This is a genomic window from Peribacillus acanthi, assembly GCF_003073175.1.
Taxonomy (GTDB): Bacteria; Bacillota; Bacilli; order Bacillales; family DSM-1321; genus Bacillus_BN; species Bacillus_BN acanthi.
In genome coordinates, this window is record NZ_QBBX01000016.1 from 11,157 (window position 1) to 37,418 (window position 26,262).

Consider the following 26,262-nt stretch of genomic DNA (forward strand, 5'->3'; position numbering starts at 1 on the left):
TTCAAGATGGTGAATCAGAATTGGAGTTTCGACAACGGGTGGAACGAGTTTTTCACAAAATCATCTATGATTATCAACAGTACAAGAGAGTTGCGATTGTGGCACATGGAGGAACGATCTCTAATTTAATAAAAATATTGCTAAAACAACCCTTTAATACTGAATTTTCCTTTCCTACGGGTGATACAGGGATCCATTTAATAGAAATGAAAGAACATCAAAGAATAATAAGGTTTCTAAATAAACAGGAACATCTCTACAACCTATAAAAGAATAAATGTGATTCATATAAAAAAAGAAGCTGTATCGGTTATTATCGATTCAGCTTCTTTTTATTTTAATTCGATTCATTATTTAAAGTTGTAAACAACGATTTAACCTTGATACTTCCCATTGAGATGAAAGCAGTCGCTAAAGCAAAAATAATAAAGAGCCCTCCCACTGTCGGGTTAGTTTCTACAGACGATCTTTCAATTACGATGCCACCGATAAACGAGCCGAAAGCAATTCCAAAATGAAGAGCGGAATTATTTAAGCTTTGTTGAATATCGGATGATTCGGGTGCAGACTCAATCAGATAGCTTTGCATGGCAGGTGTAATGGCCCAGCTAAGCATGCTCCAGATGACCATGACCGCTAAGAATAATGGCATTGAGGTAATTGTATATGGAATCGAGAAAATTGAAAAAGCAAACACAACAATTACACCTAAGATGGTCGGTTTCGTACCAAATCGGTCTCCTAATGTACCTCCAACTCCACCACCGACAACTGCAGCCAATCCAAAAATTAAATACACGATACTTACCCACGTTCCATTTAACCCCATTGTATTTTTTAAGAATGGAGTTAAATAACCATAAAACGTTAGGTGACCCGTCAAGAAAAGAAAGGATGTCAATTGGGCATAGAAAATTTTACGATTTTTTAACGTACGCAATTGCATTTTTAATGGAATAGAGGGTCTAGGATGAATTGGATCCATAAAGAAATACACCCCTGCGATGGAAAGCAAGGTTAAAATCATAATAAGGATAAATGGCGCTCTCCACCCGAATGCATTACCTAACATTAAACCAATAGGCACACCTAATACAAGCGAGGCACTAATTCCCATAAAAACAACACCAATGGCACGGGCACGATATTTTTCTGCCACTATATTGGAAGCAATCGTCACACATAGAACGACTAGTAATGAACCACTGATAGCGGAAACGATACGGGCGGTTAATAACAAAGTGTACGTTGTACTGAATACTGCAAGTCCGTTACCGAGTAAAAAGACTAATAAGGCTAGTAACGTGAGACGTTTACGTTCTATCTTTGCTGTTAAAGTTAATAATACAGGAGCGGCTATTGCGAAAACGAGTGAAAAAATAGAAATCAAGAAGCCTGCTTTTCCAATCGTTACATTGAGATCTTTTGCGACTAAGTCTAAGACACCGCCTATAATTAATTCGACCATACCTACCACAAATGAGACAATCGTTAATAAATAAACACGTTTATTCATAGTTAGATGACACCTCTCTAGTTAGTTACCACTAAAAGAGTAACATTTCGGAAGGTGTGCAACAAGGGTAAATTTATACAAAAAGAATGGCTATGTTATGATAGTGGTACTAATAAAAGGTGAGTAAGGAGTCAAAATCATGCTTCAACAATTTGGTTTTACACAATACGAAAGTCAGGTTTATCAATCATTAGTAACGGTAGAAGAACCATTGGACGCGACAGCTATTGTCAAACGGTCGGAAGTTCCGAGGTCGAAGGTATATGAAGTCTTGCATCGATTAGGGGAAAAAGGCTTGATCTTAGAGTCGACAGTCGAAAAGAAACGATTATATTCTGCTTTACCATTGGAGGCCACGATTGAAAAGCTTAAAGCGGATTTTGAATTTAACGTGCAACAATTGAAAAATGTCCAAATAAAAAATACAGTTCGGGATGACCGCGTATGGACACTAAAGGATAACCACTCTATTCAAGCTCTACTTTTAGAATTGCTGCAGCAAGCAGAGGCTTCCATAGTCATCTCTGGATGGGCAGATGACTTAACCTTATATCTCCCCATATTAGAAGAAAAATTTGAACAAGGTTTAAATATCAATATACATGTCATTGGTGAAATCAAGACCAATATTCCCAACGTCTCCACCTTAATTCCTGACCTGCAACATACGCATCTCGAAAAGAGTAGGATTTTGATTGTCGATGAACAAGAATTGATTTTTGCTGGGATAGAAGAATCAAAGTGGCAGGCCATTCGTACGCAATCGAATCCTCTGGTTAAATTTTTCACTGAGTTTTTCTATCATGACGTAGCATTAACCAAAATTACTCAAAAATATCGGGATATTGTTATGGATGATGAAGAAGTAAGAGAAGTATTATTGAATTTAAGGTATTAAAAAAAGGCTGTTCCTGTGATTTTTCAGGATTAGCCTTTTTTCATTTACTATGCTTGCTGTTTAGCAGCTTGAATTTCTAGAGAAATCTTTACTTGATCTCCTACTAATATACCACCGGTTTCTAAGGCTGCATTCCAAGTTAAACCGTAGTCACTACGGTTAATGCTTCCTTTACCACTGAAACCAGCTTTTTCATTCCCCCATGGATCTTTGCCTTCTCCTTCGAACGTCACAGCGAACTTTTCGGAACGAGTCACTCCATGTAAGGATACGTCACCTGTTACATCATATTCATTTTCACCCGTTTTAACGATGCTAGTAGCAACAAACGTTAATTGTGGATACTTCTCAATATCAAAGAAATCAGCAGTACGTAAATGATTGTCACGATCAGCATTACGAGTATCTACACTTTCAAGATCGATTGAAAATTGGATGTTTGCAGTCGTTAAATCAGTTGGATCTGCTTCGATTGTAGCAGTGAAGGAGTTAAAAGATCCTTTCACATTACTCACCATCATATGACGGATAGAAAAGTCGACACTGCTATGTGTTGTATCAAGTACCCAAGTATTTTTCCCCATTTTAAAATCCCCTTTAAATAAAAAGTTTTTAATTCGAGATAATTATTACACAGATAATCTAAAAATTGCAATAGGAAAATAAATAATTCTGAGTGGAATACTGGAATTTAAGGAGCATATAATTGACAAAGGAAAAAGGATTATTTATGATTGATTTATAGAATTGAATATCTCCTAAAGGGGAGTAGCTTTTACAATAAAGTCGTCATTTCAGAGTCCATACTCTCGGCTTTATTGGCAACGATTGTTGTTAGCAAGACCTTTACCATCTAGGTAAGGGCATTCATATGCGAAGAAAAACCTTTACCTAAACGGTAAAGGTTTTTTTGTACTTTAAGATAACAGTACTTGGCAGGCGCTAGGCTTTTACTAACACTAAGGGTTGTTTTAGCTAAGCTTTCTACTCTTTTCTTACTTCAAGCATTATTAAATGAGATTTCTATGTAAAATCACAAAAAATGTAGGAGGTTGTTTCTTTATGATACTAAGAAAATATATGTCGCTATTAGGTGTAGGCTCGGCAAGTGTCGATTTGATTTTACCTAAGGAAGAATATAGACGTGGAGAACATATTTATGGGCATTTTTTTATCAGGGGTGGAACAGTTGAGCAGCAAATCAAACGGATTGAATGTGATTTGGTGATGATAAATAAAGAAACTGGGAAAGAAGAGGTCGTAGATTCAACTAATATCCTGTCTACTAGACAGATAGATTCTGAGGAACTGAACAAAATAGAGTTTACCTTTAAACTTCCAGAAGTAATTCCAGTTTCTTCAGAAGAAATTTCTTACCGATTTAAAACAAAATTAACATTCAATGAGGGAATCGAGAGCAGAGATCAAGATTTTATAAGAATCGTATAGATTAAGTACCTTCAACTTATCATTTATTTAATTTCCAGATATAGGTATAATCTTGTTGTGGAAGGGTGAAAAATCATGAAAAAGTTAGTGCTACTAAGCGACTTAGATATTGAGGATAACCTGCCTTTAGTAATGAAAATAAAAGATATGGTGGGGGTATCTTCAGCGAAGCTAGGATATATTCCTTCTCAACTTGATCTAGACCGGAAGTATTTTTCAGCTTCTATTCAACACTTTAATCGACTGGGCTTTCAGGAGTTTCTGTATTTTGATGTAGATGAAGAGTATGATGAAAGATTAATTGATGAGTTACTTCATTGTGATGCAATCTATCTATCAGGCGGGAATACGTTTTATTTTCTCCAAAACTTACGACAAAAAAATATTACGATTCTACTTAAGGAAGCGGTTGAACAAGGTAAGTTATTAATCGGGATGAGTGCAGGGTCGATCATGATGTCATCAACTATTAAAATGGCTGGTTTAATTGACGTCAATGGAGTTGGGTTAAAGGATCTTGATGCCTTGAATATAGTTGAATTTGATTTTATGCCACATTGGGAGCATAAACGTTCATTGGAGAGGTTAGTGGATTATTCCAATGAAAATCAGAAAAAAGTCTATGCTTGTCACGATGGAGAAGGCTTGGTGGTAGAAGGAGATAGATTAGAAACCTATGGTGACGTGATTTGTATACAAAGGGGGCAACAAGATGAGTGAAGAAAAGTTGAAGAAATTAGTCGATGTGCTGAACGATTTTCCAAGAAAGCAATCGACTCTTTTAATAGGGATTGATGGTTGTGGAGGTGCAGGTAAAAGTACCTTTGCCAATAAATTAAAGGAAAGGTTTGAAAATGCGACCGTTGTGCATATGGATGATTTTTATTTTCCTTCTGCAAGCATTATCAAAGACCATCCGCTTAACAAGCCTATTGGAGCAGATTGTGATTGGAAACGCGTACTTCAACAGGTGTTGGAACCTATTAGCCAAGAAAAAGAAGGTCATTATCAAAGGTACGATTGGGAAAGTGATCAACTTGCAGAATGGCATACCGTCCCAATTGGGGGCATAGTGATAGTAGAAGGGGTGTATTCGACTCGAAAGGAACTTTCCGATGTCTATGACTTTAAAATTTGGTTGGAGACACCAAGAGATATTCGACTTAATAGAGGATTAGAAAGAGACGGAGAGGAAGCGAGAGATCGATGGGAAAATAATTGGATGATAGCAGAAGATTGCTATTCTAAAGAACATACGCCTAAGGAAAGAGCGAATCTCATAGTAGACGGTACTCAATAAAGGGATTGAATGAAGCTCTAGCATCAACTGTAAAAAATAGGTATAAATGATTATTGAAAATGTTTAGAATATTTTTGTTGAGAGATTAATAAGTATGTGATATATTAATTTTGCGATTAATGCAAACGTTTTCGTAATAGGAAGTCATTCCTCTTACATAAAAAACGACTTTGTATTTCACTTATAGACATAATATTCTACTAATTTATGCAAACGTTTTCTTGGTCGCATATTTATAAAAAATGGGGGTTCTTGTATGCGCAAAAACAAGCTTTTTGCAAGTATTGTTGCAATTTTAATGCTACTAGGTGCTATCTTAACAGGCTGTTCCTCTTCTGATGGATCAAAAGAAGAAGGTAAAGACGGCAAAGAGCAAGTAACATTGGATGTATTCCAATTTAAAGTGGAATTCAAAGAGCAATTCGAAGCAGTTGCAAAAGAATATGAAAAAGCTAATCCAAATGTAAAAATCAATATAACAACTGTCGGTGGCGGTGAAGATTACGGCGCTGCTTTGAAATCGAAATTTGCGTCTGGTAAAGAGCCTGCTATCTATAACGTTGGTGGTCCACAAGATGTTGCAGACTGGAAAGCGAAGTTAGCTGACCTATCTGATACGAAAGCTGCAGAAGCTGCTCTTGATGGTTTATTAACGGGAGTAAGCACAGATGGTAAAGTTCTTGGTCTTCCATATAACCAAGAAGGATATGGGTTAATCTTCAACAAAGCAATCTTTGAGAAAGCTGGAATTAATCCAGACGAAATTACTACGTATGCTGCTTTAGAAAGCGCAGTGAAAAAATTAGACAGCATGAAAGGCGATTTAAAGCTAGATGCTGTATTCGCACTTCCTGCAAAAGAAACTTGGGTAACTGGTTTACACCTTTCTAACGCGTTCATCGCTCCTGAGTTTGACAATGACGTGTTAAAAGCGTTCGATTCTAAAACACTAGAGTTCAAGTATGCTGATGCATTCAAGAAAGTTTTAGATCTTCAAAATGATTATTCTGTACAACCTACAGTAAGCCTTGACTACTCACAACAAGTAGAAGAGTTATTCTCTCTTCAAAAAGTTGCGATTATCCAACAAGGTAACTGGGCATACGGCTCCATCGCTGGTATCGATCAAGAATTTGCTGATAATAACATCGGTCTTCTTCCAATTCCAGTTGAAGGTGTAGTAGAAGATTCAATTCCAGTTGGCGTTCCAATGTATTGGGGAGTTAACAGCAACAAAGACGAAAGTGTGATTACAGAATCTAAGAAGTTCTTAGATTGGTTATATACTTCTGATGAAGGTAAAGAAAAAGTACTAAACGACTTCAAATTCATTCCTGCTTATGAAGGTTATGATTCAAGCAAAATTTCTGATCCTCTATCTCAAGCGGTATACAAATACGCTACAGATGGAAAAACAACAGGTTGGACATTCATGGGATATCCAACAGGTTGGGGACAAAACCAATTAGGTGTTAACATTCAAAAATATGTAAGTAAAGAAATGAAATGGGAAGACCTAGTGAACGAGTCTAAAAAGACTTGGGAAGATGCAAGAAAATAATATCCGCCTATGGCACACGAAACAAAGTAGCGATTTTTGCTACTTTGTTTTGTTGCATTAGTGGTGGAAGTTGGAGGGAAAGAACATGAAAACCAGGGATCTTTCCTATTGGTTGTTTTTAGCACCAGCTTTAATTTCACTAGCATTAGTAGTGATAGTGCCTTTGTCTTTAGGGGTGTACTATTCATTTACAGATTGGAATGGAATTGAAGTGGGTGAATTTGTAGGTTTAGAAAACTACAAAGATCTATTTCAAGATAAAGAGTTTTTGGCAGCGCTATGGTTCACTGTTAAATTTTCTGTTGTTTCTATTATTTTGATTAACGTTATAGGGTTATCCCTTGCTTTAATCGTTACATCCAAGATTAAAACCAGTAAGTTTTTACGAACAGTATTTTTTATGCCGAACTTAATCGGTGGTTTAATCCTCGGCTTCATTTGGCAATTTATTTTCATTAAAGTGTTCTCAGGTATTGGTGATCTTGTGGGAATGGAACAATTCAAAGGTTGGCTTTCTACTACAGAAACCGGCTTTTGGGGTCTGGCAATTTTGATGAGTTGGCAAATGGCGGGCTATATCATGGTCATTTATATCGCTCATCTTGAGGGTCTACCACAAGAATTATTGGAAGCTGCAGCGATTGATGGAGCGAATACCTTCCAACGTTTCCGTTACATTGTATTCCCATTGGTTGCACCTGCATTTACGGTAAGCTTATTCTTAACTTTATCTAATTCCTTTAAATTGTACGACCAGAACCTGTCATTAACAGGCGGCGGTCCTTATAATTCTACACAAATGGTAGCTATGGAAATTTTCAAAACGGCCTTCAGTGAAAATCAACTTGCCTATGCTTCTGCCAAAGCAGTTGTATTCTTCATATTGGTTGCGGCCATTTCTTTAATCCAAGTTTACTTTAACAAGAAGAGGGAGGTTGAAATGTAATGGAGAGAAAATATAAATTTCCAGTTGAGATACTAGGAATCTTTTTGGCTCTATTATGGTTAGCCCCTTTCTATCTAATGATTGTCAATTCCTTTAAAACGAAGAGAGAAATTTTTGCTGACACATTGAAACTTCCTGAAACGTTCAGCTTAGATAACTATATTGAAGCTTTTGAGAGTCTTAATTTTGTCCAGACCTTTTTTAATTCATTGATCATAACTGTCGTCAGTGTTGCTTTAATCATCCTCATTTCTTCAATGGCAGCTTATGCTCTTTCTAGAAATAAAAGCAAGACAAGCACCATTTTGTTCTTCATTTTCGTAGCAGCAATGCTAATCCCATTCCAATCGGTTATGATCCCCCTAGTAACAGTCTTTGGGAAATTTGAAATGTTGAATCGTGCTGGTTTGATTTTTATGTACCTAGGATTTGGAAGCAGTTTATCCATCTTCTTATATCACGGGACCCTGTCTGGTATTTCAAAATCATTGGATGAAGCGGCCATCATCGACGGTTGTAATAAGTTCCAAGTATTTTGGTACATTATCTTCCCGATTCTTAAACCGATTACAGTAACAGTAGCGATTTTGAATACGATCTGGATTTGGAATGACTATTTATTGCCTTCTTTAGTAATCAACCAAGAAGGTATGGAGACACTTCCATTAAAAATGTTCTTCTTCTTTGGAGAATATACGAAGCAGTGGCATCTGGCTTTGGCTGGCCTAACTCTTGCCATCATTCCTGTCATTATCGGTTACTTTATTGCCCAACGTGAAATCATTAAAGGTGTTTCTGAAGGAGCGGTAAAATAATTAGCTACAAGCAGAGCGAATGGTTAGGAGGAAACGATGGGTGTAACCATTAAAGATGTTGCAAAGGAAGCGAACGTAGCACCCTCTACTGTATCACGGGTGATTATTGACAGTCCTAGCATCAGTAAGCAAACTAAAGATCGAGTACGAGAGGTAATGGAGCGGTTAGGCTACTATCCGAATTTACAGGCGCGGAGCCTTGTTGGGAAAATGACTCAAGCCTTCGGTGTCATCATGCCAAATTCCGCCTATCATTCTTTCCAGAACCCTTTCTTTGCAGAAATTCTCCGGGGAATAAGTATGCAAGCTAATCAAAGCGAGTATGGGATGTACCTTTCAACGAGTGCCACTGAAGAAAAGATCTATGAAGAAGTGGTTACCATGGTTCAGGGAAAGCGTGTAGATGGCATTCTTCTCTTATATTCGAAAAAGCATGATAAGGTCATGGAATACCTTGAGAAGATGAAATTCCCATTTGTGGTAGTGGGGCGACCTTATCAGAAGGAAGACAAAATCACTTTTGTTGATAATGATAATTTTACCTTAACGAAACAGTTGACCGAATATCTAATAGAACTTGGTCACTCAACCATTGGATTTGTTGGTGGTAATCCAGACTTCATTGTGACACATGACCGGCTAACTGGATACAAGCAAGCCCTTGAAAATTCAGGGCTTCCTTACTGTAGAGACCTTGTCATCCATGAAGAGGACATGAAGGCCTCTGGAATGGTTGCAATCCAGAATTTAATTAAGCTACCATCATCTCCAACAGCACTTGTATGTCAGGACGACCTTGTGGCTTATGAACTAATAAATCACCTAGAAAAACTAGAGGTTCGAGTTCCAGAGGACATGTCCATTATAGGTTTCAATAATCTTGCACTATCCAAGCATTACCGACCTCCTTTGACCTCGGTAGATATCAATATCTTTCAGCTTGGTTATGAAGCGACCAGTTATTTAATTAAGAAAATTAATAATCCAAAACTACCTCCAGAAAAAATCATCGTCTCAACTCAATTGGTAGAAAGAAGTTCTTGTTCAAAAAGGATAGATTGAATTTCTTTACAGAAAAAAGCTCAAATGGTCTAATGACCGTTTGAGCTTTTTATTTTTCACTTAATATAATGGCTTGTGACAGGGTGGAGGTAATGTTTACATTTTCAAATGAAAGACCTAATTGGGTTGCCGTTGCAGCGATTTCCGGTCGGATTCCAGAAAGGGTGGTCTTTACTCCTAATAAACGCAAGGCTTCCATTATTTGAAATATTTGATTAGCTACCATAGTATCGACCATCACTACCCCTGATAGATCAATGAATAAATGTGACACACCTTTATCTGTACATTGTTGAAGGGTGTTTTCAAGAACTCGCTTGGCACGGGAAGTATCGATATCTCCCACTAATGGAAGTAACGCAGTGCTGCCTTTTAGGGATATAACAGGAGAACTTAGTTCATTAATCATATCTCTCTGAGCCTCTAATAAGATATTGGAATGTTTATAGTACTCTTCAATAAATTTAGTGATGGTTATATCGATCACACGAATGACTAAACGATTCCATTCATCTTTTTGACATTGAGGAACCTCTTCAGGATAATACTCGATGAACTTATTTAGGTAGTCTAAATATTGCTCTCGTGTTCGAACAAATTCACGAACGATATAATGTATGGGGGTCGTTACATGTTGACTATCTTGAGCTATCTTGACGATCCAACTATTAAATTTATTAAAAAAGCTAGATTCTTCCTCTACGAAAATATCGCTCACATAAAGGTGAAATTCATTATTTTGTTGTTTTAGTGTTTCGACGATTGTTGGATCAGTGGCAGCATAAACAGACTTAGAGTCATGATCTTCTAAAGTAGAGTACCATTCCTCTGTCAATTGATTCGCATGCTCTTTAAAAAAGTTTCTCAAGGCTATATTCTTTTCCATGTTGTTCCCCTTCACTACATTTGTCATTAATTATGATTATACGTTAATCGAAAGAAAATACATATTAATATGGGGTAAGCTAGGTTATTCTGAGGAGAAGATTTTTCTGAATTAGTGGATGTAATTTTTCATCTTATCAATATTTATTATAAATAAGACTGAAGAAAAATCAGTAACATAATAATAGGCTAATTCTAGTAGTTTAATTTATGATAAGAATACGTAAATCTAATGGATATAGGCGGGATAAAATTGAGAAAGAAAACCTTATTTATAGTAGGTTTAGCATTTATTTATATAATTATGATGGTCTTTGTCCTAACAAGAGATAATGATTCAAAAAAGAATCCCTTAGTAGTAGAGGATGTTAGCAGGCTTCACCCAGTCAAGGTCAAAGAAATCATCAAGGAAAAAGAAGAGAATGGATTAGTTCAAGCACTTCAAGAGGCAAAGGAAAAAGATTTAAAGGTCTCCATATCAGGAGCTAGGCATACACAAGGTGGTCATACCTATTATAAGGATGCATTAGTATTAGATATGACGGGTTACAATCAAATTCTGTCCCTCAATCAAGAAGAGAAAACCATCAGAGTTCAATCGGGTGCGACTTGGAATGATATTCAAGAGTACATTAATCCTTATGGACTTTCCATAAAAGTAATGCAGTCTTCCAATATTTTCACAGTCGGAGGATCTCTCAGTGCTAATGCACATGGTCGTGACATTGTATATGGTCCCATCATTAACACCGTTAATTCTTTTAGACTCTTAATGGCCGATGGAAGCATTCGTAACATTAGCAGAGAAGAAAATATGGAGCTTTTCCAGTCGGTAATAGGTGGATATGGACTTTTCGGAGTCATACTGGATGTGGAATTACAATTAACAGATGACGAATTATATAGTATTGAATATAAAAGTGTCCCATACGAGGAGTATCCTTCACATATTCAACAGTTGGTAAAAAATAGTGATTATAAAATGCATATTGCTCGACTATCCACTGCGAAGAGTTCCTTTTTAAAAGACATGTATACGATGGATTATAAATTGATCGATGAGTATGAAGGAGAAACTTTACAAGACTTTTCCGAGCTTAAGGACGAAAAAAACGTGGTACGAAACAAGTTTTTATTCGGCCTATCTCGTCATTGGGAGTGGGGGAGAGAACGCATATGGGACATTCAAAGTCAATTGTATAAAGAAGGTTCTTCTGATCAGATTTCCAGAAACAATGCAATGAGACCGGAGATTAAATTTTTGGAATACGAGTCATCAAAGGATACAGATTTACTGCAGGAGTATTTTATCCCGGTGGAACAATACCCTCATTTTGTGGATAAGATGAGGGAGATTGTAGTACGGGAAGATATCAATCTATTTAACGTAAGTGTCAGGTATGTTAAGAAAAATCAGGATGCCACTTTATCTTATACAACAGATGATAGCATTTCGTTAGCGCTTTATATTAATCAAGGATTCTCTCAAAAGGAAAGGGAAAAGGTCCGCAAGGCTACCCAGTCTATGGTAGAGGCAGCCCACGAAATGGGAGGGACGTATTATTTAGCCTATCAAGATTATCCATCAAGGAAACAAATGGAGAAGGTGTATCCTAAGTGGGACCAATTCCTTCATTTGAAAGAAAAGTATGATCCGGATGAAAGATTCTATAACTATTTCTTCGAGAGATATTTCACAAATGAAAAATAAAAACTATCAGTTCCTTATCCATTCACAAAACCTAGCTATGCTTGGACTGAATATGGCTTTTCCTTTTTATCTGTTATTTTTAAAAGGAGTAGGAAGCAGCTATACTCAATTCGGTTTGGCTTATGGGCTTTTTACAGTGAGTTCTGCCTTATTTTATCTTCCATTAGGTAAATGGCAAGATCGCTACCCAAAGCATTATTTCTTAATGGGGCATTCTTTTGGCATGTCGATTGCTTTTTTATGGATTCCATCCATTTCTGAATTATGGCAGGTGTATTTGTTTCAAATCCTGTTAGGCTGTCTAGGGGCAGTTCAAAAGAATAGTGAGAAGGCATTGCTTGCCGAGTACACGGATACTTCAAAGCGGGGCTCTATGTTGGGAAACTATCATTTTTGGACGACGATTTTTTCTGGAATAGCGATTATGGGTAGCGGTTTTCTAATTGACTTCTTTACAATTGATTATCTCTTTTACATTAGCTCGGTATTCCTGTTTGGGAGTGGAGTATTGTTGTGGCGTATAGAAGAATAAAAGAAAAGAGGATGAAATCTAGCTCACTTACGCTAATTCTCATCCTCTTACGCTTATGGCCTGTCTTTCCATTTTATTAATAAAAATCGTTGCAAACCGCGAGTGAGTGAAATGGCTTTATCCATGTGTTTTAATTCTTCTTGTTTTTTTCCTTGGTGCCCTTGAATTTTGGCTAATATAACTTCTTTCATCCAAGGTTTCGTTGCTTCATTCGCTTTCTTTTGTGCAGTGCTTAAATCTCCTATTTCTACTGCAAGTAAACCTTCATAATAAAGTTTAAGGTGTTTATGCTTCAATTGATCTAAAGATTCATGTTCAGAGCTCAAATCATTTTTCCCAAGTGCATAGGCTAGTTTATAGGCAGCTTGATATTGAGGAGCTCGATACTTTTTTAGAACTAGTAAAAGAGCATCGTGTGCTTCTTCCATTTGATGATTGGCAAGGAAATAGTAGAAAGCGAATAATGGTTGTTTGAATCGTGCCTTTAAAAACTTCTCAACACTCCCTATGTTCTTTGTTACATATAAATGGTTGATAAGTGGAATAGAGAATATGAGTGCGACCATTATGATAAGAATTGGAATTAAAGTCTGAAAAGGAATAGAGTAAAAGCCTGCTATCAGACCGATAGCAATGCTCATAATGAATAGTAGTACGTATTGTTTAATAGTAGCCATACCGTTCCTCCGAAAAATATTTACGTAAAACATTATCGCATATTCGATCTTTATGTATCAAAAAGGTCTTACAGGTATGGTTAAGTAAACAGTCGTTCCTTTTCCTTGTACAGAGTCAATGTGAACTTGAATGCCAAGATGCTTAGCAATTTCAGATACCAGATAGAGTCCCATCCCTGTAGATTCACGGCTAATCCGTCCGTTCTCACCTGTGTAAAATGGACGGAATATTTGCTTTAGATCCTGTGCAGGTATGCCGATTCCTTCATCATGGATTGCTAGTTTCCAAGTATTCTTTTCTTGGGAGATATCGATTTTAATCCGTTTTCCTATTCCAGCAGAGTATTTCACGGCATTGTGGATTAACTGTTCAAATATAAAGGAAAGCCACTTTGAATCGGTAAAAACGAAATCTTTTTTCGCTAAGCTGACTTCGGGAAACACTTGATTCATTATAAATAAGCGCTTGTTTTCACGTATGGATTGTTGGACTAGTTCCGATATGGAAACTTGTTTAATACGGAAGTCCTCTTCAAATTGTTCAAACCTGGCAGTATACAAAGCCATTTTTAATCCTTTTTCCAAACGTTCCGCTTCTTCGCGCACATTTCTCCAATCTTCATCTTCCATTTTATCTTCTGTCAGCAATTGAATAACTGATAAAGGTGTTTTCATTTGGTGGACCCATTGATGAATAAATTGCAAATGTCGGTTACGCTTAGTCTCTGCTTCCATTTTTTCGAATTGATGTTTATCTTGGATGGAGGAGATCCACTTTTCTGCCTGTTTAATCAACGGATGATTTCCCTCAAGTACAATATCCTCATCTGGATTTTCTAACTGTTGATAAAGAGAAGAGGTTAAATAATATCTAATGGAAAGAAATCCTATGATAAAGACGGTCTGCAATAAAAGAACATACCATGCGACTTTGCTATTTTCGTATCCATCTAGATAAAAAATTCCCCACATAGCAAACGTCTGAAAGATAAAAAATAAGATAAAGGCAAGATGATCCCTGAAAAAAAGTCTCATGACGTTGTACTCTCTTTTCTCAACAGTCGGTAGCCTACACCACGAACTGTTTCAATGCAGTCTTCAAGCATTAATTCTGAAGCTAATTTCTTTCTTACGCGGTTAACGTTTACATTTAATGTGTTTTCGTCGACCCAACCTTCATCATCCCAAAGGGCTTCAAATAAAGTATCTCTTGAAACGATATAAGGAGCTTTCTTTAATAAACATTCTAGTAGTTTAGTTTCTTTATAAGTCAAAAGAGACGTTTTTCCTTTATAGCTTACTTCTAATCTCTCTGGAAAGAGGTTAATACCTTGAAATTCTATTTTTCTTTCGATACTAGCATATTCGCCTAGAGAGCGTCTTAAATGGCTACGTATCTTCGCCATTAAAACGTCAGTGTGGAATGGTTTTGTGACATAGTCGTCTGCTCCTTGCTCCAATGCTAATATTTGTTCCATGTCACCGGCTCTGGCCGTTATGAAGATGATGGGACATTTGGTTATAGTTCGTATTTGTCTGCACCAATAATATCCGTCAAATTTCGGTAGTTCAATATCTAAGAGGATGAGTGAAGGTTTTTTTTCTTCGATTGCCCCAAGGATGTTTTCTGTTCCGTTAAAAACTTCAGTCTCAAAATCATTTTGATTTAATTTTTTGGTTAGTAATTCTGCTAGTTTTACATCATCTTCAATAATAAAAATAGGCAGCTTCATTTTACACCTCACGCAGCAGGTCATTATTCTACAAAAAGCCCTCTTAGCCAATGACCAAGAGGGCTTAGATTCAGTATACCTTTTATTTCCATCAGAGAACCATTTTCCTTTTTACTTGAGTAAAATATCTTTGTCTAATCAATAGGAAGTACAGGATTTGGGCAATGAAAAATACTAAGATGACGATTAACGATTCTTTCACGATTGATAATGTATAAAGACTTTGTAGGGCAGTGAAAGCAAACAAACTATGGATGACGGCTACAATGATAGGGATAAAGAACAGACATTGTAGCTGAGAAGTAATGATTTTTTTTAATTCTTTATCGGTTAATCCTATCTTAGAAATCGCTCTATAACGGACTTGGTCTTCTTCAAGGTCTGTATATAATCGGAAATATATAAAACTGCCCGCAGCGATAAAGAATACCGCACCTACTAGTAAACCGATAAACATCATCGTTCGATAAGCTAATTTTGTCATTTTGTAATCATAGCCAGCAGAGGTGAATATGAATGGTGGTTGATTGATTTCACCCTTTTGAAGCTGTTCAAAGTTATTCATCACTTGGTCATGAATCGATTTACCAATTTTAGAGGTTTGCTCGAAGTTCTCTAACCAACCATCCATCATATACCCAACATAATGAAAGGACTTGGCATTATTTAATGTTTCTATCATTTCATCATGTACAACCAATTGATTAACGTAGATGGAGTATTGATTAAAGATCGGCTGGTCGACCATTCCTTTTAATGAAAGAGTTACGTTTACTTCTGCAAGAGGGATATCCCTAGGTGTTGTGTCGATTGTATGCATATATTTAAGATTTGCTGGAACTATCATCGTTTCGTTTTCTAATAGTTGTATAGTTTTGTAACCCTTTGCTGTTGCAATTTCATTATAAGAAGATAAGGGAACCAAAAGTACTTTGTTTTTTGTATTCCCACTTATGGCCTCTTTTCCATGAACTTCTACCTTTTGATAATCCATTCCTTGAAGCTTCATATCCTGTTCAATCGTTTCTAGATTTTTTTCATGGATTGAGTCTTCATTAGGATATAAATAAGTAAGGGCAAAAGGTCGGTTCGTCTCGAATTGTTTAGAATAAACATTTAAGGAAGCCATTGCCCCAACGGATGAAATCGCTACGGTAGCAACCATTGTGACTAGGAAAAACATTCGAGCATTGTCCTTCATTCGAAACACTAAGTCTGAAATAATCAGCATTCTTGTGCGCTTCCAAAAAAACGAGCGGCTTTTTTTCAATTTTTTCAGGATAAATACACTCATTTGTGTAAAGAAAAAATACGTTCCAATCGTGATTGATGCTACACAAGGAAGAAGTCTATGGACCATATTATTTTCTGTAGTCGTAATTGCTAAGTAATACCCAACTCCGAAGAGGATGATTGCTAAAAGAGAAAACCAAACAGATACTTTTGGTTCTTTTTTTGGCTTGGCACTTCCAACTAACAGTTCGATTAGTTTGGTCTGCTTTAACATTAATGAAGTAAAAATAGTAATAACCATAAATAGAGCTAAAAAGGCGATTGTTGTTAAGGAAAGGGATTTCCAGGAAATATAGAACGAAAGCGGTTCTAGTCCTAAAAACTTCGATCCAACTAGTAAAAATACTTTTGCGAATAGTAATCCAAAGCCTATACCCGTAAGAATAGAGAAGAGGGAAATAAACATATTCTCCATAAAAACCAGTAAACGGAGCTTTTTATTCGTCATGCCTAGCATAGATAATAGTCCTAGCTCTTTCTTTCGTGCGGAAAGAAAGGCACTAGTCGAGTAAAGAATAAAGAAAAATGAAAAGATATAAATCAACCATTGAGCAACCTCCATAGCCTTTATTGCTAATGCCTCAATGGTGCCTGATTTTACATCGGGATGAAAGATAAACATGGAGTAAATGAAAAAAACCATTACAGAAAAAGAGCTACTTAAGAAAAAGGCCCCATATGTTCGCTTGCTCCTGCTGACATTTCTATACGCGAATGAGAGTAGGTTCATGATTTTCACCTCCAAGCATGGAAAGGACATTGACTATGTTTTGATAAAAGATAGAACGATTTTCTCCTTTATACAGCTCATTAAAGATTTGGCCATCTTTTATGAACAGGACTCGATCGCTATAGCTTGCGGCAAATACGTCATGAGTCACCATCATCATGGTCGTCAAAAGCTCTTTATTCATCTGTACCATCATTTCCATGACATCCTTTGAAGCTTTAGAATCAAGATTTCCAGTTGGTTCATCGGCTAGAATAAGGGACGGATTATGAATGAGGGCACGGGCAACAGCTGTTCTTTGAGCTTGGCCACCAGATATTTCATAGGTTCTTTTGTCGATCAGGCTTTCTATTCCGAGTCTCGTACTGATTTCCCATAATCTTTTAGATGCTTCTTTTTCCTTCACTCCATCTAAAATCAGTGGCAGGACAATATTTTCTCCGACAGTTAATGTCGATAGGAGATTATAATCTTGAAAAACGAAGCCCAATTGCTTCCGACGAAATTGTGCAAGGTTATCTCCTTTTAAAAGGTGTGGATTAGTCCCGTTAATAAAGACTTCCCCAGAGCTGGGTGAATCAATGGTGGAAATGACATTTAACATAGTCGTCTTACCACTTCCCGAAGGCCCCATAACCGCTACAAATTCTCCTTCTTCGATTGAAAAATTAACTTCTTTTAGGGCTTCAAACGAAATATTCCCTTTATAGATCTTTCTTACATTTTTTACTTGTAAAAGTGTCATGAATTCATACCTCCTAGTTTAATGTTCATTAATATAAAAACGCTGCTGAAACCATCAATCCAACAACGACCGAATACATCGCTACAATCAACTTTGTAATGATAGCTGCATTCATTCTCAATCCATCATCATCTCCCAATAAGTGTTTTTCTTATCTTCACTATAGAGGATGATGATCTTACAACCCATAGTTCTCCATTACATTAATCTTACATTTTAGTAAGGTTAGAAGTTTTCAGCTAAGTTGTCACTTTGATTAAAAATCCGGGAAGTTATTGTATGACAAATAAATATTAAAAAAATAATGAAAATTCATAGAAAGTTATGTGAAATAGGAGTACACTCCAAATATAAGTTAATCCTTTCGAATTCCGAATTAAAAGAAGGAAGATGAAAACAATGGGATATTCACCTGAGATAATCAAACAAAATGAAAAGTACAGTATTTTAAATGGGGCGGCTTCCACTTTTTCAAATGGAATTGTTACTAGCTATATTCCATTACTAGCGATAAGCGTGGTGGGAGCATCAAATCAGCAAGTGGGATTAATTAGTTCTTTGCCATCACTAATGACAGTGATTGCCATGATTCCTGGCGCATGGTGGATAAACCGTCTGGAGCAGAAAAAAGGATTCACAGCTGCCTCCATCTTTGCAGCTCGATTTTTTATTTTCTTACTCTTACTAATTCCTTTTTTTAATAAAGAATGGCAAGCGTGGATGTTAGTAGGAATTGTAGCGGCGATGGGTTTACCAAATGCCATTGCAACTCTTTCATGGCAATCCTTTATTGGAGATTTGATTCCGGATGAGAGAAGGGGCTCCTTCTTTAGTGAACGGAATCGAGTATTAACATTAGTAGGTATGATTGTAACCTTTCTCATTGGTTTCATTATGCAATTTTATGACAAACATAGTCCTGGACCCTATCAAGTCGTGTTTTTTATTTGTTTCTTGTTTGGTTTGATTGAAGTGTACTATTTGATTAAACATAAAGAAATACCATTAAAGAGAGTAAAAAAATCCTCTAAAGGTTTTGGGAAGTCATTTGAGATTTTTAAACATAAGCCCTATTTTTATTTTTTAGTATGTGCGATTTTATTTAATTTTGGCTGGCAAATGGCTTGGCCGTTGTTTAACATTTATCAAATCAATTATGCCCATGCTTCCGCATTTTGGATTAGTCTCTTTACAGTTGCTAATCAAATATCACAAATGGCCAGTTATAAATGGTGGGGGAGAAGTGCGGAAAAATGGGGGAATTCAGTCATGCTTTCGGTGGCTGGAATTGGAATGGCATCCGCTCCGATATTAACCGTACTTTCCAAAAATCTAATTTATTTGACTTTGATTAACTTTTTGACAGGAATTTTTGTCGCAGGGACTGTCATGCTGCTATTCAACCAGCTTCTTCATGTGTCGCCAGATGAAAATCGAACCAGTTTTATTGCTAATTATAATTTATTAATTGCAGGTATGGGGTTTATTGCTCCTCAATTTGGGGTTTATTTATTAGAGGCGTACTCCATGAATAGTGCTATGATTATCTCCACAATCCTTCGATTAGTGGGTGGAATTTCATTTTTAATCGTTGTGATTTATATTGATCGTCAGAAGCTTCGTCCAATAAAAAGACGTTCAGCTTAAAAGAGGGCACGCCTAGTCAGCGTGTCTTTTATTATTTTTGGATGTATTGGACATTCTATTCAAATAATACCTAATAGACATTAGAAGAAGGAAGGAGCATACATATGCATTGGTATGAAAAATTAAATCAATATTTTCCAATTGAAGAAATGAAATCAAAGGAGCATATAGAAACTCTATTGGATGAGAAGTCTTCTATTTATCATAAAGAGGAAGGTCCCCATCATGTCTTGCTTTATGTTGAAACCCCTACATTCATTTTTATTGACTATCTATTTGTATCTAAAGAGTCACGTGGTCAAGGTCTGGGTGGCAAGCTATTAAAAAAACTGAAAGAAAAAGAAAAGCCTATTATTCTTGAGGTAGAGCCTGTTAATTATGAAGATACAGATACTGCTAAACGCCTTCAATTTTATAAACGAGAGGGCTTTGAACACGCTCAATCGATAGGCTATCGAAGAAGATCACTTGCAACTAAAGAAATAAATGAAATGGAAATACTTTATTGGGCACCAAATAATGAATCTGAGGAAATGGTCTACGAAGCGATGAAGAAGACCTATGAAAAGATTCATACCTATAAGGATGAGCAATTTTATGGGGAATCCTATCAGCCAGTTGCTGAAGTGCTAACTTTTGATGAGAAGTCGGATCGTGAAAATATCCTGAGCAACTTAGATTAACCAATTCGACAGGGGTGATTACTCCTGTCGAATTTTTATGGGATAATTCATTATAATGTTACATAAATATATGTTATCATATATTTATGTAACATTAAGGAGATAGATATGAACTTCGTAGAACCTATAAAAAGCAAAAGTCTAATTAATAATATGAAAGAATTTTTATTTTCACATTCAGCTCGCGACTATTGTTTATTTGTCTTAGGGATAAATACTGGGATTAAACTTCAGGATTTACTTCTAATACACGTAAAAGATGTAGTTTCAAATACAGGTGAAGTTTTTGAATATTTACATTCTAACTCCCATCCAGAACTCCCCATTTATTTAAACCACCATGTTCGAGAGTCTATTAGGCAGTGTATTCATAAAAATAATCTCCAAGTAGATGATTACTTATTTAAGTCTCGTAAGACTAGTGATTCAATTACACGTCAGCAAGCCTATAGGGTCATTAATGAAGCGGCTAAACATGCTGGGATCAGTGAATCAGTTGGCACGACTACTCTAAGGAAAACATTCGGATATCATGCTTATAAAAAAGGAATTGCCATTTCCCTTATTCAGAAAAGGCTTCACCATTCTACACCCGCTGAAACTCTTCATTTCCTTGGTATTCAAAAAAAATCCGCTGTAGAGGTGAAATTGGATGTGAATTTATAAAAGAAAGGGAGGATAATATGTTTGAGCATTTTCATACGGATACGTTTATCTTATTAGCTGCCATTTTATTTATCGCAGGTGTTATTACCACGAAGTTTTCTTCTAGATTAGGTCTGCCTTCTCTTGTTCTTTTTATGTTGGTTGGAATGTTCATGGGAAGTGATGTGTTAGGAATCATTTATTTTGATAATGCGAAGGCTGCTCAAATGATTGGTGTGCTTGCCTTAGTAATTATCCTATTTGAAGGGGGATTACAAACGAGCTGGAAGAGTTTAAAGCCTGTCATTGTCCCTTCTCTTTCTTTGGCAACTATAGGCGTTCTTTTGACTTCGGGTATCGTAGCTGCAACAGCGAAATTTATTCTGGATATTGATTGGTTAGAAGCAATTCTTTTTGGTGCAATTGTAGGCTCAACAGATGCTGCTGCTGTTTTTGCGGTATTAAAAGGACAGAATATACAGTCAAAGCTTGGAGCAACACTCGAGGCAGAATCGGGTTCTAACGATCCTATGGCCGTGTTCCTCACAGTCGCAATGATTGAATTAATCAACATTCCTGACGCGAATGTTTTTCGACTGATAGTAGACTTTTTCATTCAGATGAGTGTCGGACTATTATTGGGATATGCGTTTGGAAAACTAGCTGTTTATGCGCTTAACCGTATCAATTTAGATTCAAGTGGACTTTATCCTGTGTTTGCTACTGCCTTTGCCCTACTTACTTATGGAGTAACGGCATTCTTAAATGGTAGTGGTTTGCTAGCGGTATATTTAACCGCCATCATCATAGGGAATGCAGACATTGCGTTTCGTCATTCAATCTTCCGTTTCTCAGAAGGGTTTGCCTGGATGATGCAAATTTTAATGTTCGTAATCTTAGGATTATTAGTATTCCCTTCAGATTTATTTACAGGACACGTTATTGTCAAAGGTATTTTACTTTCTGCCATTCTTATGTTTATTGCGAGGCCAGTCGCCGTTTACATTTCTACCTGGAAGCTAGGTTTTACGAATAAGGAAGTATTATTTCTGTCATGGGCGGGTCTAAAAGGGGCGGTTCCGATTGTTCTAGCCACCTTCCCGTTATTATCTGATATTGATGGAAGTCAGTTGATTTTTAATGTAGTCTTCTTCGTTGTTTTGACAAGCTGTTTAATACAAGGAAGTACCATTGTAACTTTAGCACGTAAGTTAGGTTTAAATGAGCAAAAGAAATCCACACCGATGCATTCTCTTGAATTGGTGTCTCTAGGAAAAGCGAATGCAGAGATGATTGAATATGAAATGGAGGAGGATGCATCTATAGTTGGAAAGACCCTACAAGAGATTACTTTTCCTGAGGGATCCTTGGTCAATGCGATTATCCGGGAAGAAAAACTTATAACTCCGACTGGAAATACGGTGATTAATGCAGGAGATTTTCTCTATATCCTTACTTCAAGAGATAGAAAACAACAAATTAAGCAGCTTCTAAGTGAAAAAAATACAAGCGAAATATCAGGCTGATCCAGTTGGATTGGCCTTTTTTTATACCTATAGAAAGTTAAAAAGCAAGAATTTGGATGTCATTCTTTATAAGGAATGATATAAAGAATGTAATGAATCTATTTAAATGGAGAGAAGGCGAAATATGAAACGAAATGAAATGATGGCTTTATTAGGATTGGCAGCGCTTTGGGGGGCTTCCTTTCTTTTTATCCGGATATCATCTCAAGTTTTAGGTCCTTTTCTTACTATTCAAGGAAGGGTTACGATTGCTGCTATAGCATTAATAATCTATATGTTTGCAGTCAAAAAACCGTTGGAATGGAAGTTGCGTTGGAGACAATACTTAATGATTGGCTTGTTGAATGCAGTAATCCCATCGATTTTCATTGCGGTAGCAGCTTTGCAATTACCCGCATCGATGTCTGCTATTTTGAACTCAATGACTCCTCTATTCACCGCTCTAGTAGCTTGGGGTTGGCTAGGTGAGAGCATGACATTCCGAAAGTGGTTAGGAATCTTTACCGGAACATTTGGAGTAGCCTTATTAGTAGGTTGGAGCTCTGTCCCATTTACTCTTAATATCATTATCGCTTGTTTGATCTCGATATTATCGACCGTGTCATATGGATTTGCGGGAGTGTATACGAAGAAATATTTAGCAGGTGTACCTCCTTTATCTTTGGCAACGGGGCAACAGATAGGGGCAACTATTATTTTGCTACCTGTCACTCTTGTTTTTTGGAAAGAATCATTTCAAGCTGTTACACCTATAGCGGTTTTCTCTATGGTGGGATTGGCCTTATTTTGTACTACCTTTGCTTATCTTCTATATTTCTATTTAATTGAAAGTGCAGGTCCAACTATTGCGGCTAGTGTCACCCTTCTTATTCCATTTTTCGGTATAGTATGGGGCTTGGTATTCTTAAATGAAACAATCACTTGGGGGATGATTGTCGGTCTCTTCATCATCTTGAGTAGTATATTCTTAATCTCTGATCAAACGTTGCCCAAGTTTAGGAAACAGCCATCTTAGATAAACAATTTCCTTCTTTAAAATACTTATTAATCTTGGGGGATTCAAATGGAATGTAAAGTGTCTAAAGGCAGTATTTATTATGAAGTTTATGGTGAAGGGCTTCCATTGTTAATCCTTCATGCGATGGGAACCGATCATCGTTCTATGAAAGCGTGGATGGAGTCTATTTTTGAAAAGGAACAGGCCTTTCAACGAATCTATATTGACGTCCCAGCTCATGGCAAGAGCATGATTGATGCTACAGTAAATTCATCTACAGACATGTTAGAAAATCTGTTGGAATTCATTGATTTAATCATTCCAAATCAAGAATTTGCTTTGTTAGGCATGTCATTTGGAGGCTACTTAGCTCAGGGCATCATGCATGCAAAGCTTCAAAGAGTCAAAGGTATTGCTCTATTGGTTCCAGCTATCCATGATGCAAAGAGGGACGTGCCACATAAGACTATTCTAGAAAAGGATGAAGCGGCTTTACAGGAGATTGACGAGGATATCCGTACCGCATTTGAAACATTATTAGTCTATCAAAATGCAGGAAATCTCCAAATCTTTCTAAACGAAATCCAGCCTGGCAGATTGCTGGCTAATAGGGAGTTTCTTGGGTCTAATTGGAGAGAACAAGGTTATTTGCTGAACGATGAACCATTCTCGGGAGTAGAAACCATTGAGCAGCCATCCTTGTTTATTTTAGGGAGGCAAGATCATATTTGCGGGTATAAGAATACCTGGAGGTTGATGGATAAATTTTCGAACGCAACCTATTCAGTACTTGATCAGGCGGGACATCTTTTGCAAATTGAGCAGAGGAATTTAGTAAAAGAATTAGTATCGAATTGGTTAAAAAGGATGCTAGGTTGAGGCAGGGGTAATAAAGCCCCTGCCTTACTATTTTTCTAGACATTAAGAAATAGTTGAGAGGTAGTCGTTTCTTTCGTTTCTTCTTCAAAATCTAAACCCATTTCTACATAGAGCTTCTTCCAAAAATGGATGGCTGGTTTATTAGACAATAATTGCTCGATGAAAAACTTGCCTTTGCACGTAGTAAAAATCTGTCGGGCAGCAGTTTTCCCAACTCCTTTTCCCCTAAATGCGTTAAGGATGAAGAAGTCATTTATACAGTAATCGACTCTTTTTAGAAAAGGTGCACCTAAGAGTAGTACAAATCCAGCTAACTGATCATCTGCTTTTATAAGGTATGGATGAATGCCTTCATTTCCCCAAATTTGATCAAATGCATCAAATTCAAATAAGCCTTCATGATTAGGGATAAGCTCGTCGCTATATAGCGATAAATCATGTAGGTAGAGAGCATATAAATTTTTTAGGGTTTCTTTTTGATCAATGGCAATTCTATCTAAAGTTACCTTCATATTAGTTTCCTCGCTTTATTATCAGGTTCTTCCATAATATAACAAAAGTATAGGGTTGCTGAAAGCACTAATTATGTATAAATTCAATTTTTATACAGAAAAGTCAATAATTATTGTGGCAGAATTTTAAGTATGTTTTAATAAGGTAATAGAGTAAAAAGACCGGAATGTTAGAGGAGGGAACAAATTGCCACCTATCGTATCTGATGAATACAAAGAGAAGAAGAAAAAGGAAATTTTGAAGAGCGCGCTTGCTTGCTTTGCAAGGAAAGGGTTTGAAGCGGCTACAATTGATGACATCGTTGCTCATTCAGGTATTAGTAAAGGGGCTATATATAACTATTTCAAAAGTAAGGATGAAATATATCTGGAGCTTATGGGCGCGAATACTAAGCGGATTTTAGAAGAATTAACGGGCGAACTGAATCGCCAGAAAACGGCCTATGAGAAAATGGAGTATTTATTTGGTGTGTATATTGACCGTGATTTAACTGTTAAAAGAAATATTGAAAATTCGGTCGTTCAGTTTGAATTTAAACTTCATTCTTCAAGGAGTGAAGAACTGATTTCCATCTTGAATGATCGCAGGAAGGAATATTTCATCCCCTTAATTGCCGAAATTTTAGTAGAGGGACAACAATCAGGTGAATTCGCCCAAGATATCGACACTGAGCTTTATGCAGATATTTTTTGGTCATTAATTGACGGTGTCAGTCTACAAATCGTTTATAGTGATTATCCCTATAAGTCTGTTTTGAAAGAAATGAAAGACATGTATTTTACAAATATAAAAGCTTAAGAAAAAGGTACCTAGGTGCCTTTTTTGTTTAGGTATAAATTAGTAGCAAAGAAGTAAGCGATGTAGGTGGGAATTTTAGGATAAAGTATAAACAACAAGGCAAACTCCCGTGTTTTATGCTTGGCGTTAACCAAATTATTTAGTAAGGATAAATAGTTGGTTGAAAGTATTAGCATGATTAGATAATCATTCAGATTAAAGCACGAACTAGTTAGTTTAATCCAAAAAATGTAAGTTATTTTATAATAATATTGATTATTCAGTTAATGAATCTTAAAATAAACTTAATGGTCGTTTTATTGCTTGGGCTAATTTTCTCCAAGAAGGGGGCTGAAACTATGCACAATAATAAAGAAGAAGTGGAGTTCGAAATGGATTGCATAGTAGCGGTATAAAAGTTAATTAAATTTTTTGTATTTTGCAACTTTTCTCTAGTGCATTCGTCTAATTGATATAAGCAGGTTAAAATTCAAATCTAAGCCAGTAGCTGGAATTGTTGGAGGAATAAATTATGGCAAATCGTCATGCGAGACGAAAGAAATTTGATGACTTAGTCTCCCTAAATAAAAAAATGATTTTAAAAGATAAGAAATTATTAGAAGAGATTGAAGAAAAAGTGGAAAATCGCTATATCCGTAAATTAGAAAGATAATAACTTGTTGCGAAGAAACCAGATAGGAAACCCTATCTGGTTTCTTTTCGTTCTAGGAAGAAATCATCT

28 protein-coding genes are annotated in these 26,262 nt (G+C 36.4%); 19 read left to right on the forward strand and 9 right to left on the reverse strand.

Annotation, left to right across the window (positions count from 1 at the left end):
• Positions 1-269, forward strand: a 269-nt coding sequence (locus tag DBX25_RS21430) for a histidine phosphatase family protein (protein WP_240620337.1), incomplete at its 5' end; no start/stop codon positions are given.
• A 68-nt stretch (positions 270-337) separates the two neighbouring features.
• On the opposite strand, the gene DBX25_RS15195 is transcribed toward DBX25_RS21430, so the two are convergent.
• The gene (locus DBX25_RS15195; protein WP_108671655.1) at positions 338-1,516 is read right to left on the reverse strand and encodes an MFS transporter; all 1,179 of its coding nucleotides are present in this window, start codon (positions 1,514-1,516) and stop codon (positions 338-340) included.
• A 139-nt stretch (positions 1,517-1,655) separates the two neighbouring features.
• Here DBX25_RS15195 and DBX25_RS15200 point away from each other — a divergent pair, with 139 nt between their 5' ends.
• A complete protein-coding gene (locus DBX25_RS15200) occupies positions 1,656-2,414 on the forward strand; it encodes a TrmB family transcriptional regulator (RefSeq protein WP_108671656.1) in 759 nt (252 codons plus the stop codon).
• Positions 2,415-2,461: 47 nt separating this feature from the next.
• Here the strand turns inward: DBX25_RS15200 and DBX25_RS15205 are convergent, their stop codons facing one another.
• Positions 2,462-2,998 carry a YceI family protein gene (locus DBX25_RS15205; protein WP_108671657.1) on the reverse strand — a complete coding sequence of 179 codons (537 nt, stop codon included), beginning with the start codon at positions 2,996-2,998 and terminating at the stop codon, positions 2,462-2,464.
• Between the two features lie 478 nt (positions 2,999-3,476).
• Here DBX25_RS15205 and DBX25_RS15210 point away from each other — a divergent pair, with 478 nt between their 5' ends.
• The 7 genes from DBX25_RS15210 (at position 3,477) to DBX25_RS15240 (ending at position 9,547) form a co-directional block, all read left to right on the forward strand.
• Positions 3,477-3,863 carry a sporulation protein gene (locus DBX25_RS15210; RefSeq protein WP_108671658.1) on the forward strand — a complete coding sequence of 129 codons (387 nt, stop codon included), beginning with the start codon at positions 3,477-3,479 and terminating at the stop codon, positions 3,861-3,863.
• Positions 3,864-3,938: 75 nt separating this feature from the next.
• Complete coding sequence (locus DBX25_RS15215) at positions 3,939-4,583, forward strand: Type 1 glutamine amidotransferase-like domain-containing protein (protein WP_108671659.1); 645 nt, start codon at positions 3,939-3,941, stop codon at positions 4,581-4,583.
• Positions 4,576-5,163 carry a uridine kinase family protein gene (locus tag DBX25_RS15220; RefSeq protein WP_108671660.1) on the forward strand — a complete coding sequence of 196 codons (588 nt, stop codon included), beginning with the start codon at positions 4,576-4,578 and terminating at the stop codon, positions 5,161-5,163. The genes DBX25_RS15215 and DBX25_RS15220 overlap by 8 nt, the downstream gene beginning before the upstream one ends.
• Positions 5,164-5,419: 256 nt before the next feature.
• Positions 5,420-6,724, forward strand: coding sequence for an ABC transporter substrate-binding protein (locus tag DBX25_RS15225; protein ID WP_108671661.1), 1,305 nt, complete (start codon positions 5,420-5,422; stop codon positions 6,722-6,724).
• 85 nt (positions 6,725-6,809) lie between these two features.
• On the forward strand, positions 6,810-7,670 hold the full coding sequence (locus DBX25_RS15230; protein ID WP_108671662.1) for a carbohydrate ABC transporter permease: 861 nt from the start codon (positions 6,810-6,812) through the stop codon (positions 7,668-7,670).
• Positions 7,670-8,485: a carbohydrate ABC transporter permease gene (locus tag DBX25_RS15235; protein ID WP_108671663.1), complete on the forward strand. Its 816-nt coding sequence runs from the start codon at positions 7,670-7,672 to the stop codon at positions 8,483-8,485. The genes DBX25_RS15230 and DBX25_RS15235 overlap by 1 nt, the downstream gene beginning before the upstream one ends.
• 36 nt (positions 8,486-8,521) lie before the next feature.
• A complete protein-coding gene (locus tag DBX25_RS15240) occupies positions 8,522-9,547 on the forward strand; it encodes a LacI family DNA-binding transcriptional regulator (protein WP_108671664.1) in 1,026 nt (341 codons plus the stop codon).
• A gap of 49 nt (positions 9,548-9,596) precedes the next feature.
• Here the strand turns inward: DBX25_RS15240 and DBX25_RS15245 are convergent, their stop codons facing one another.
• Positions 9,597-10,433: an STAS domain-containing protein gene (locus DBX25_RS15245; RefSeq protein WP_108671665.1), complete on the reverse strand. Its 837-nt coding sequence runs from the start codon at positions 10,431-10,433 to the stop codon at positions 9,597-9,599.
• 252 nt (positions 10,434-10,685) lie between these two features.
• On the opposite strand from DBX25_RS15245, the gene DBX25_RS15250 reads away from it, so the two are divergent.
• Together DBX25_RS15250 and DBX25_RS15255 are read left to right on the forward strand one after the other, a co-directional pair.
• Positions 10,686-12,143 (forward strand): FAD-binding oxidoreductase, encoded by a 1,458-nt coding sequence (locus DBX25_RS15250; protein WP_240620338.1) that lies wholly within the window; start codon positions 10,686-10,688, stop codon positions 12,141-12,143.
• Positions 12,133-12,675 carry an MFS transporter gene (locus tag DBX25_RS15255; RefSeq protein ID WP_108671667.1) on the forward strand — a complete coding sequence of 181 codons (543 nt, stop codon included), beginning with the start codon at positions 12,133-12,135 and terminating at the stop codon, positions 12,673-12,675. Before DBX25_RS15250 ends, DBX25_RS15255 begins: the two co-directional genes overlap by 11 nt.
• Before the next feature lie 53 nt (positions 12,676-12,728).
• On the opposite strand, the gene DBX25_RS15260 is transcribed toward DBX25_RS15255, so the two are convergent.
• The 5 genes from DBX25_RS15260 to DBX25_RS15280 all read right to left on the reverse strand — a co-directional run bounded on the left by DBX25_RS15260 (position 12,729) and on the right by DBX25_RS15280 (position 17,853).
• The gene (locus DBX25_RS15260; protein WP_108671668.1) at positions 12,729-13,352 is read right to left on the reverse strand and encodes a hypothetical protein; all 624 of its coding nucleotides are present in this window, start codon (positions 13,350-13,352) and stop codon (positions 12,729-12,731) included.
• A 57-nt stretch (positions 13,353-13,409) separates the two neighbouring features.
• Positions 13,410-14,387 (reverse strand): sensor histidine kinase, encoded by a 978-nt coding sequence (locus DBX25_RS15265; protein WP_108671669.1) that lies wholly within the window; start codon positions 14,385-14,387, stop codon positions 13,410-13,412.
• Positions 14,384-15,085 (reverse strand): response regulator transcription factor, encoded by a 702-nt coding sequence (locus DBX25_RS15270; protein WP_108671670.1) that lies wholly within the window; start codon positions 15,083-15,085, stop codon positions 14,384-14,386. Before DBX25_RS15270 ends, DBX25_RS15265 begins: the two co-directional genes overlap by 4 nt.
• A gap of 91 nt (positions 15,086-15,176) precedes the next feature.
• Positions 15,177-17,108, reverse strand: a complete 1,932-nt coding sequence (locus tag DBX25_RS15275) for an FtsX-like permease family protein (protein ID WP_157950988.1) — start codon at positions 17,106-17,108, stop codon at positions 15,177-15,179.
• Positions 17,083-17,853, reverse strand: a complete 771-nt coding sequence (locus DBX25_RS15280) for an ABC transporter ATP-binding protein (protein WP_108671672.1) — start codon at positions 17,851-17,853, stop codon at positions 17,083-17,085. The genes DBX25_RS15275 and DBX25_RS15280 overlap by 26 nt, the downstream gene beginning before the upstream one ends.
• A gap of 399 nt (positions 17,854-18,252) precedes the next feature.
• Here DBX25_RS15280 and DBX25_RS15285 point away from each other — a divergent pair, with 399 nt between their 5' ends.
• From DBX25_RS15285 to DBX25_RS15310, 6 genes are all read left to right on the forward strand, one after another.
• The gene (locus DBX25_RS15285; RefSeq protein ID WP_108671673.1) at positions 18,253-19,500 is read left to right on the forward strand and encodes an MFS transporter; all 1,248 of its coding nucleotides are present in this window, start codon (positions 18,253-18,255) and stop codon (positions 19,498-19,500) included.
• A gap of 104 nt (positions 19,501-19,604) precedes the next feature.
• Positions 19,605-20,183, forward strand: coding sequence for a GNAT family N-acetyltransferase (locus tag DBX25_RS15290; RefSeq protein WP_108671674.1), 579 nt, complete (start codon positions 19,605-19,607; stop codon positions 20,181-20,183).
• 108 nt (positions 20,184-20,291) lie between these two features.
• A complete protein-coding gene (locus DBX25_RS15295) occupies positions 20,292-20,849 on the forward strand; it encodes a tyrosine-type recombinase/integrase (RefSeq protein ID WP_108671675.1) in 558 nt (185 codons plus the stop codon).
• Between the two features lie 17 nt (positions 20,850-20,866).
• Complete coding sequence (locus tag DBX25_RS15300) at positions 20,867-22,354, forward strand: potassium/proton antiporter (protein WP_108671676.1); 1,488 nt, start codon at positions 20,867-20,869, stop codon at positions 22,352-22,354.
• A 124-nt stretch (positions 22,355-22,478) separates the two neighbouring features.
• Positions 22,479-23,369 carry a DMT family transporter gene (locus tag DBX25_RS15305; RefSeq protein ID WP_108671677.1) on the forward strand — a complete coding sequence of 297 codons (891 nt, stop codon included), beginning with the start codon at positions 22,479-22,481 and terminating at the stop codon, positions 23,367-23,369.
• A gap of 48 nt (positions 23,370-23,417) precedes the next feature.
• The gene (locus tag DBX25_RS15310) at positions 23,418-24,230 is read left to right on the forward strand and encodes an alpha/beta fold hydrolase (protein ID WP_108671678.1); all 813 of its coding nucleotides are present in this window, start codon (positions 23,418-23,420) and stop codon (positions 24,228-24,230) included.
• Positions 24,231-24,265: 35 nt separating this feature from the next.
• Here the strand turns inward: DBX25_RS15310 and DBX25_RS15315 are convergent, their stop codons facing one another.
• A complete protein-coding gene (locus DBX25_RS15315) occupies positions 24,266-24,742 on the reverse strand; it encodes a GNAT family N-acetyltransferase (RefSeq protein ID WP_108671679.1) in 477 nt (158 codons plus the stop codon).
• A 187-nt stretch (positions 24,743-24,929) separates the two neighbouring features.
• On the opposite strand from DBX25_RS15315, the gene DBX25_RS15320 reads away from it, so the two are divergent.
• Positions 24,930-25,541 (forward strand): TetR/AcrR family transcriptional regulator, encoded by a 612-nt coding sequence (locus DBX25_RS15320; protein WP_108671680.1) that lies wholly within the window; start codon positions 24,930-24,932, stop codon positions 25,539-25,541.
• A 511-nt stretch (positions 25,542-26,052) separates the two neighbouring features.
• Positions 26,053-26,193: an FbpB family small basic protein gene (locus DBX25_RS15325; protein ID WP_108671681.1), complete on the forward strand. Its 141-nt coding sequence runs from the start codon at positions 26,053-26,055 to the stop codon at positions 26,191-26,193.
• Positions 26,194-26,262: the final 69 nt, after the last annotated feature.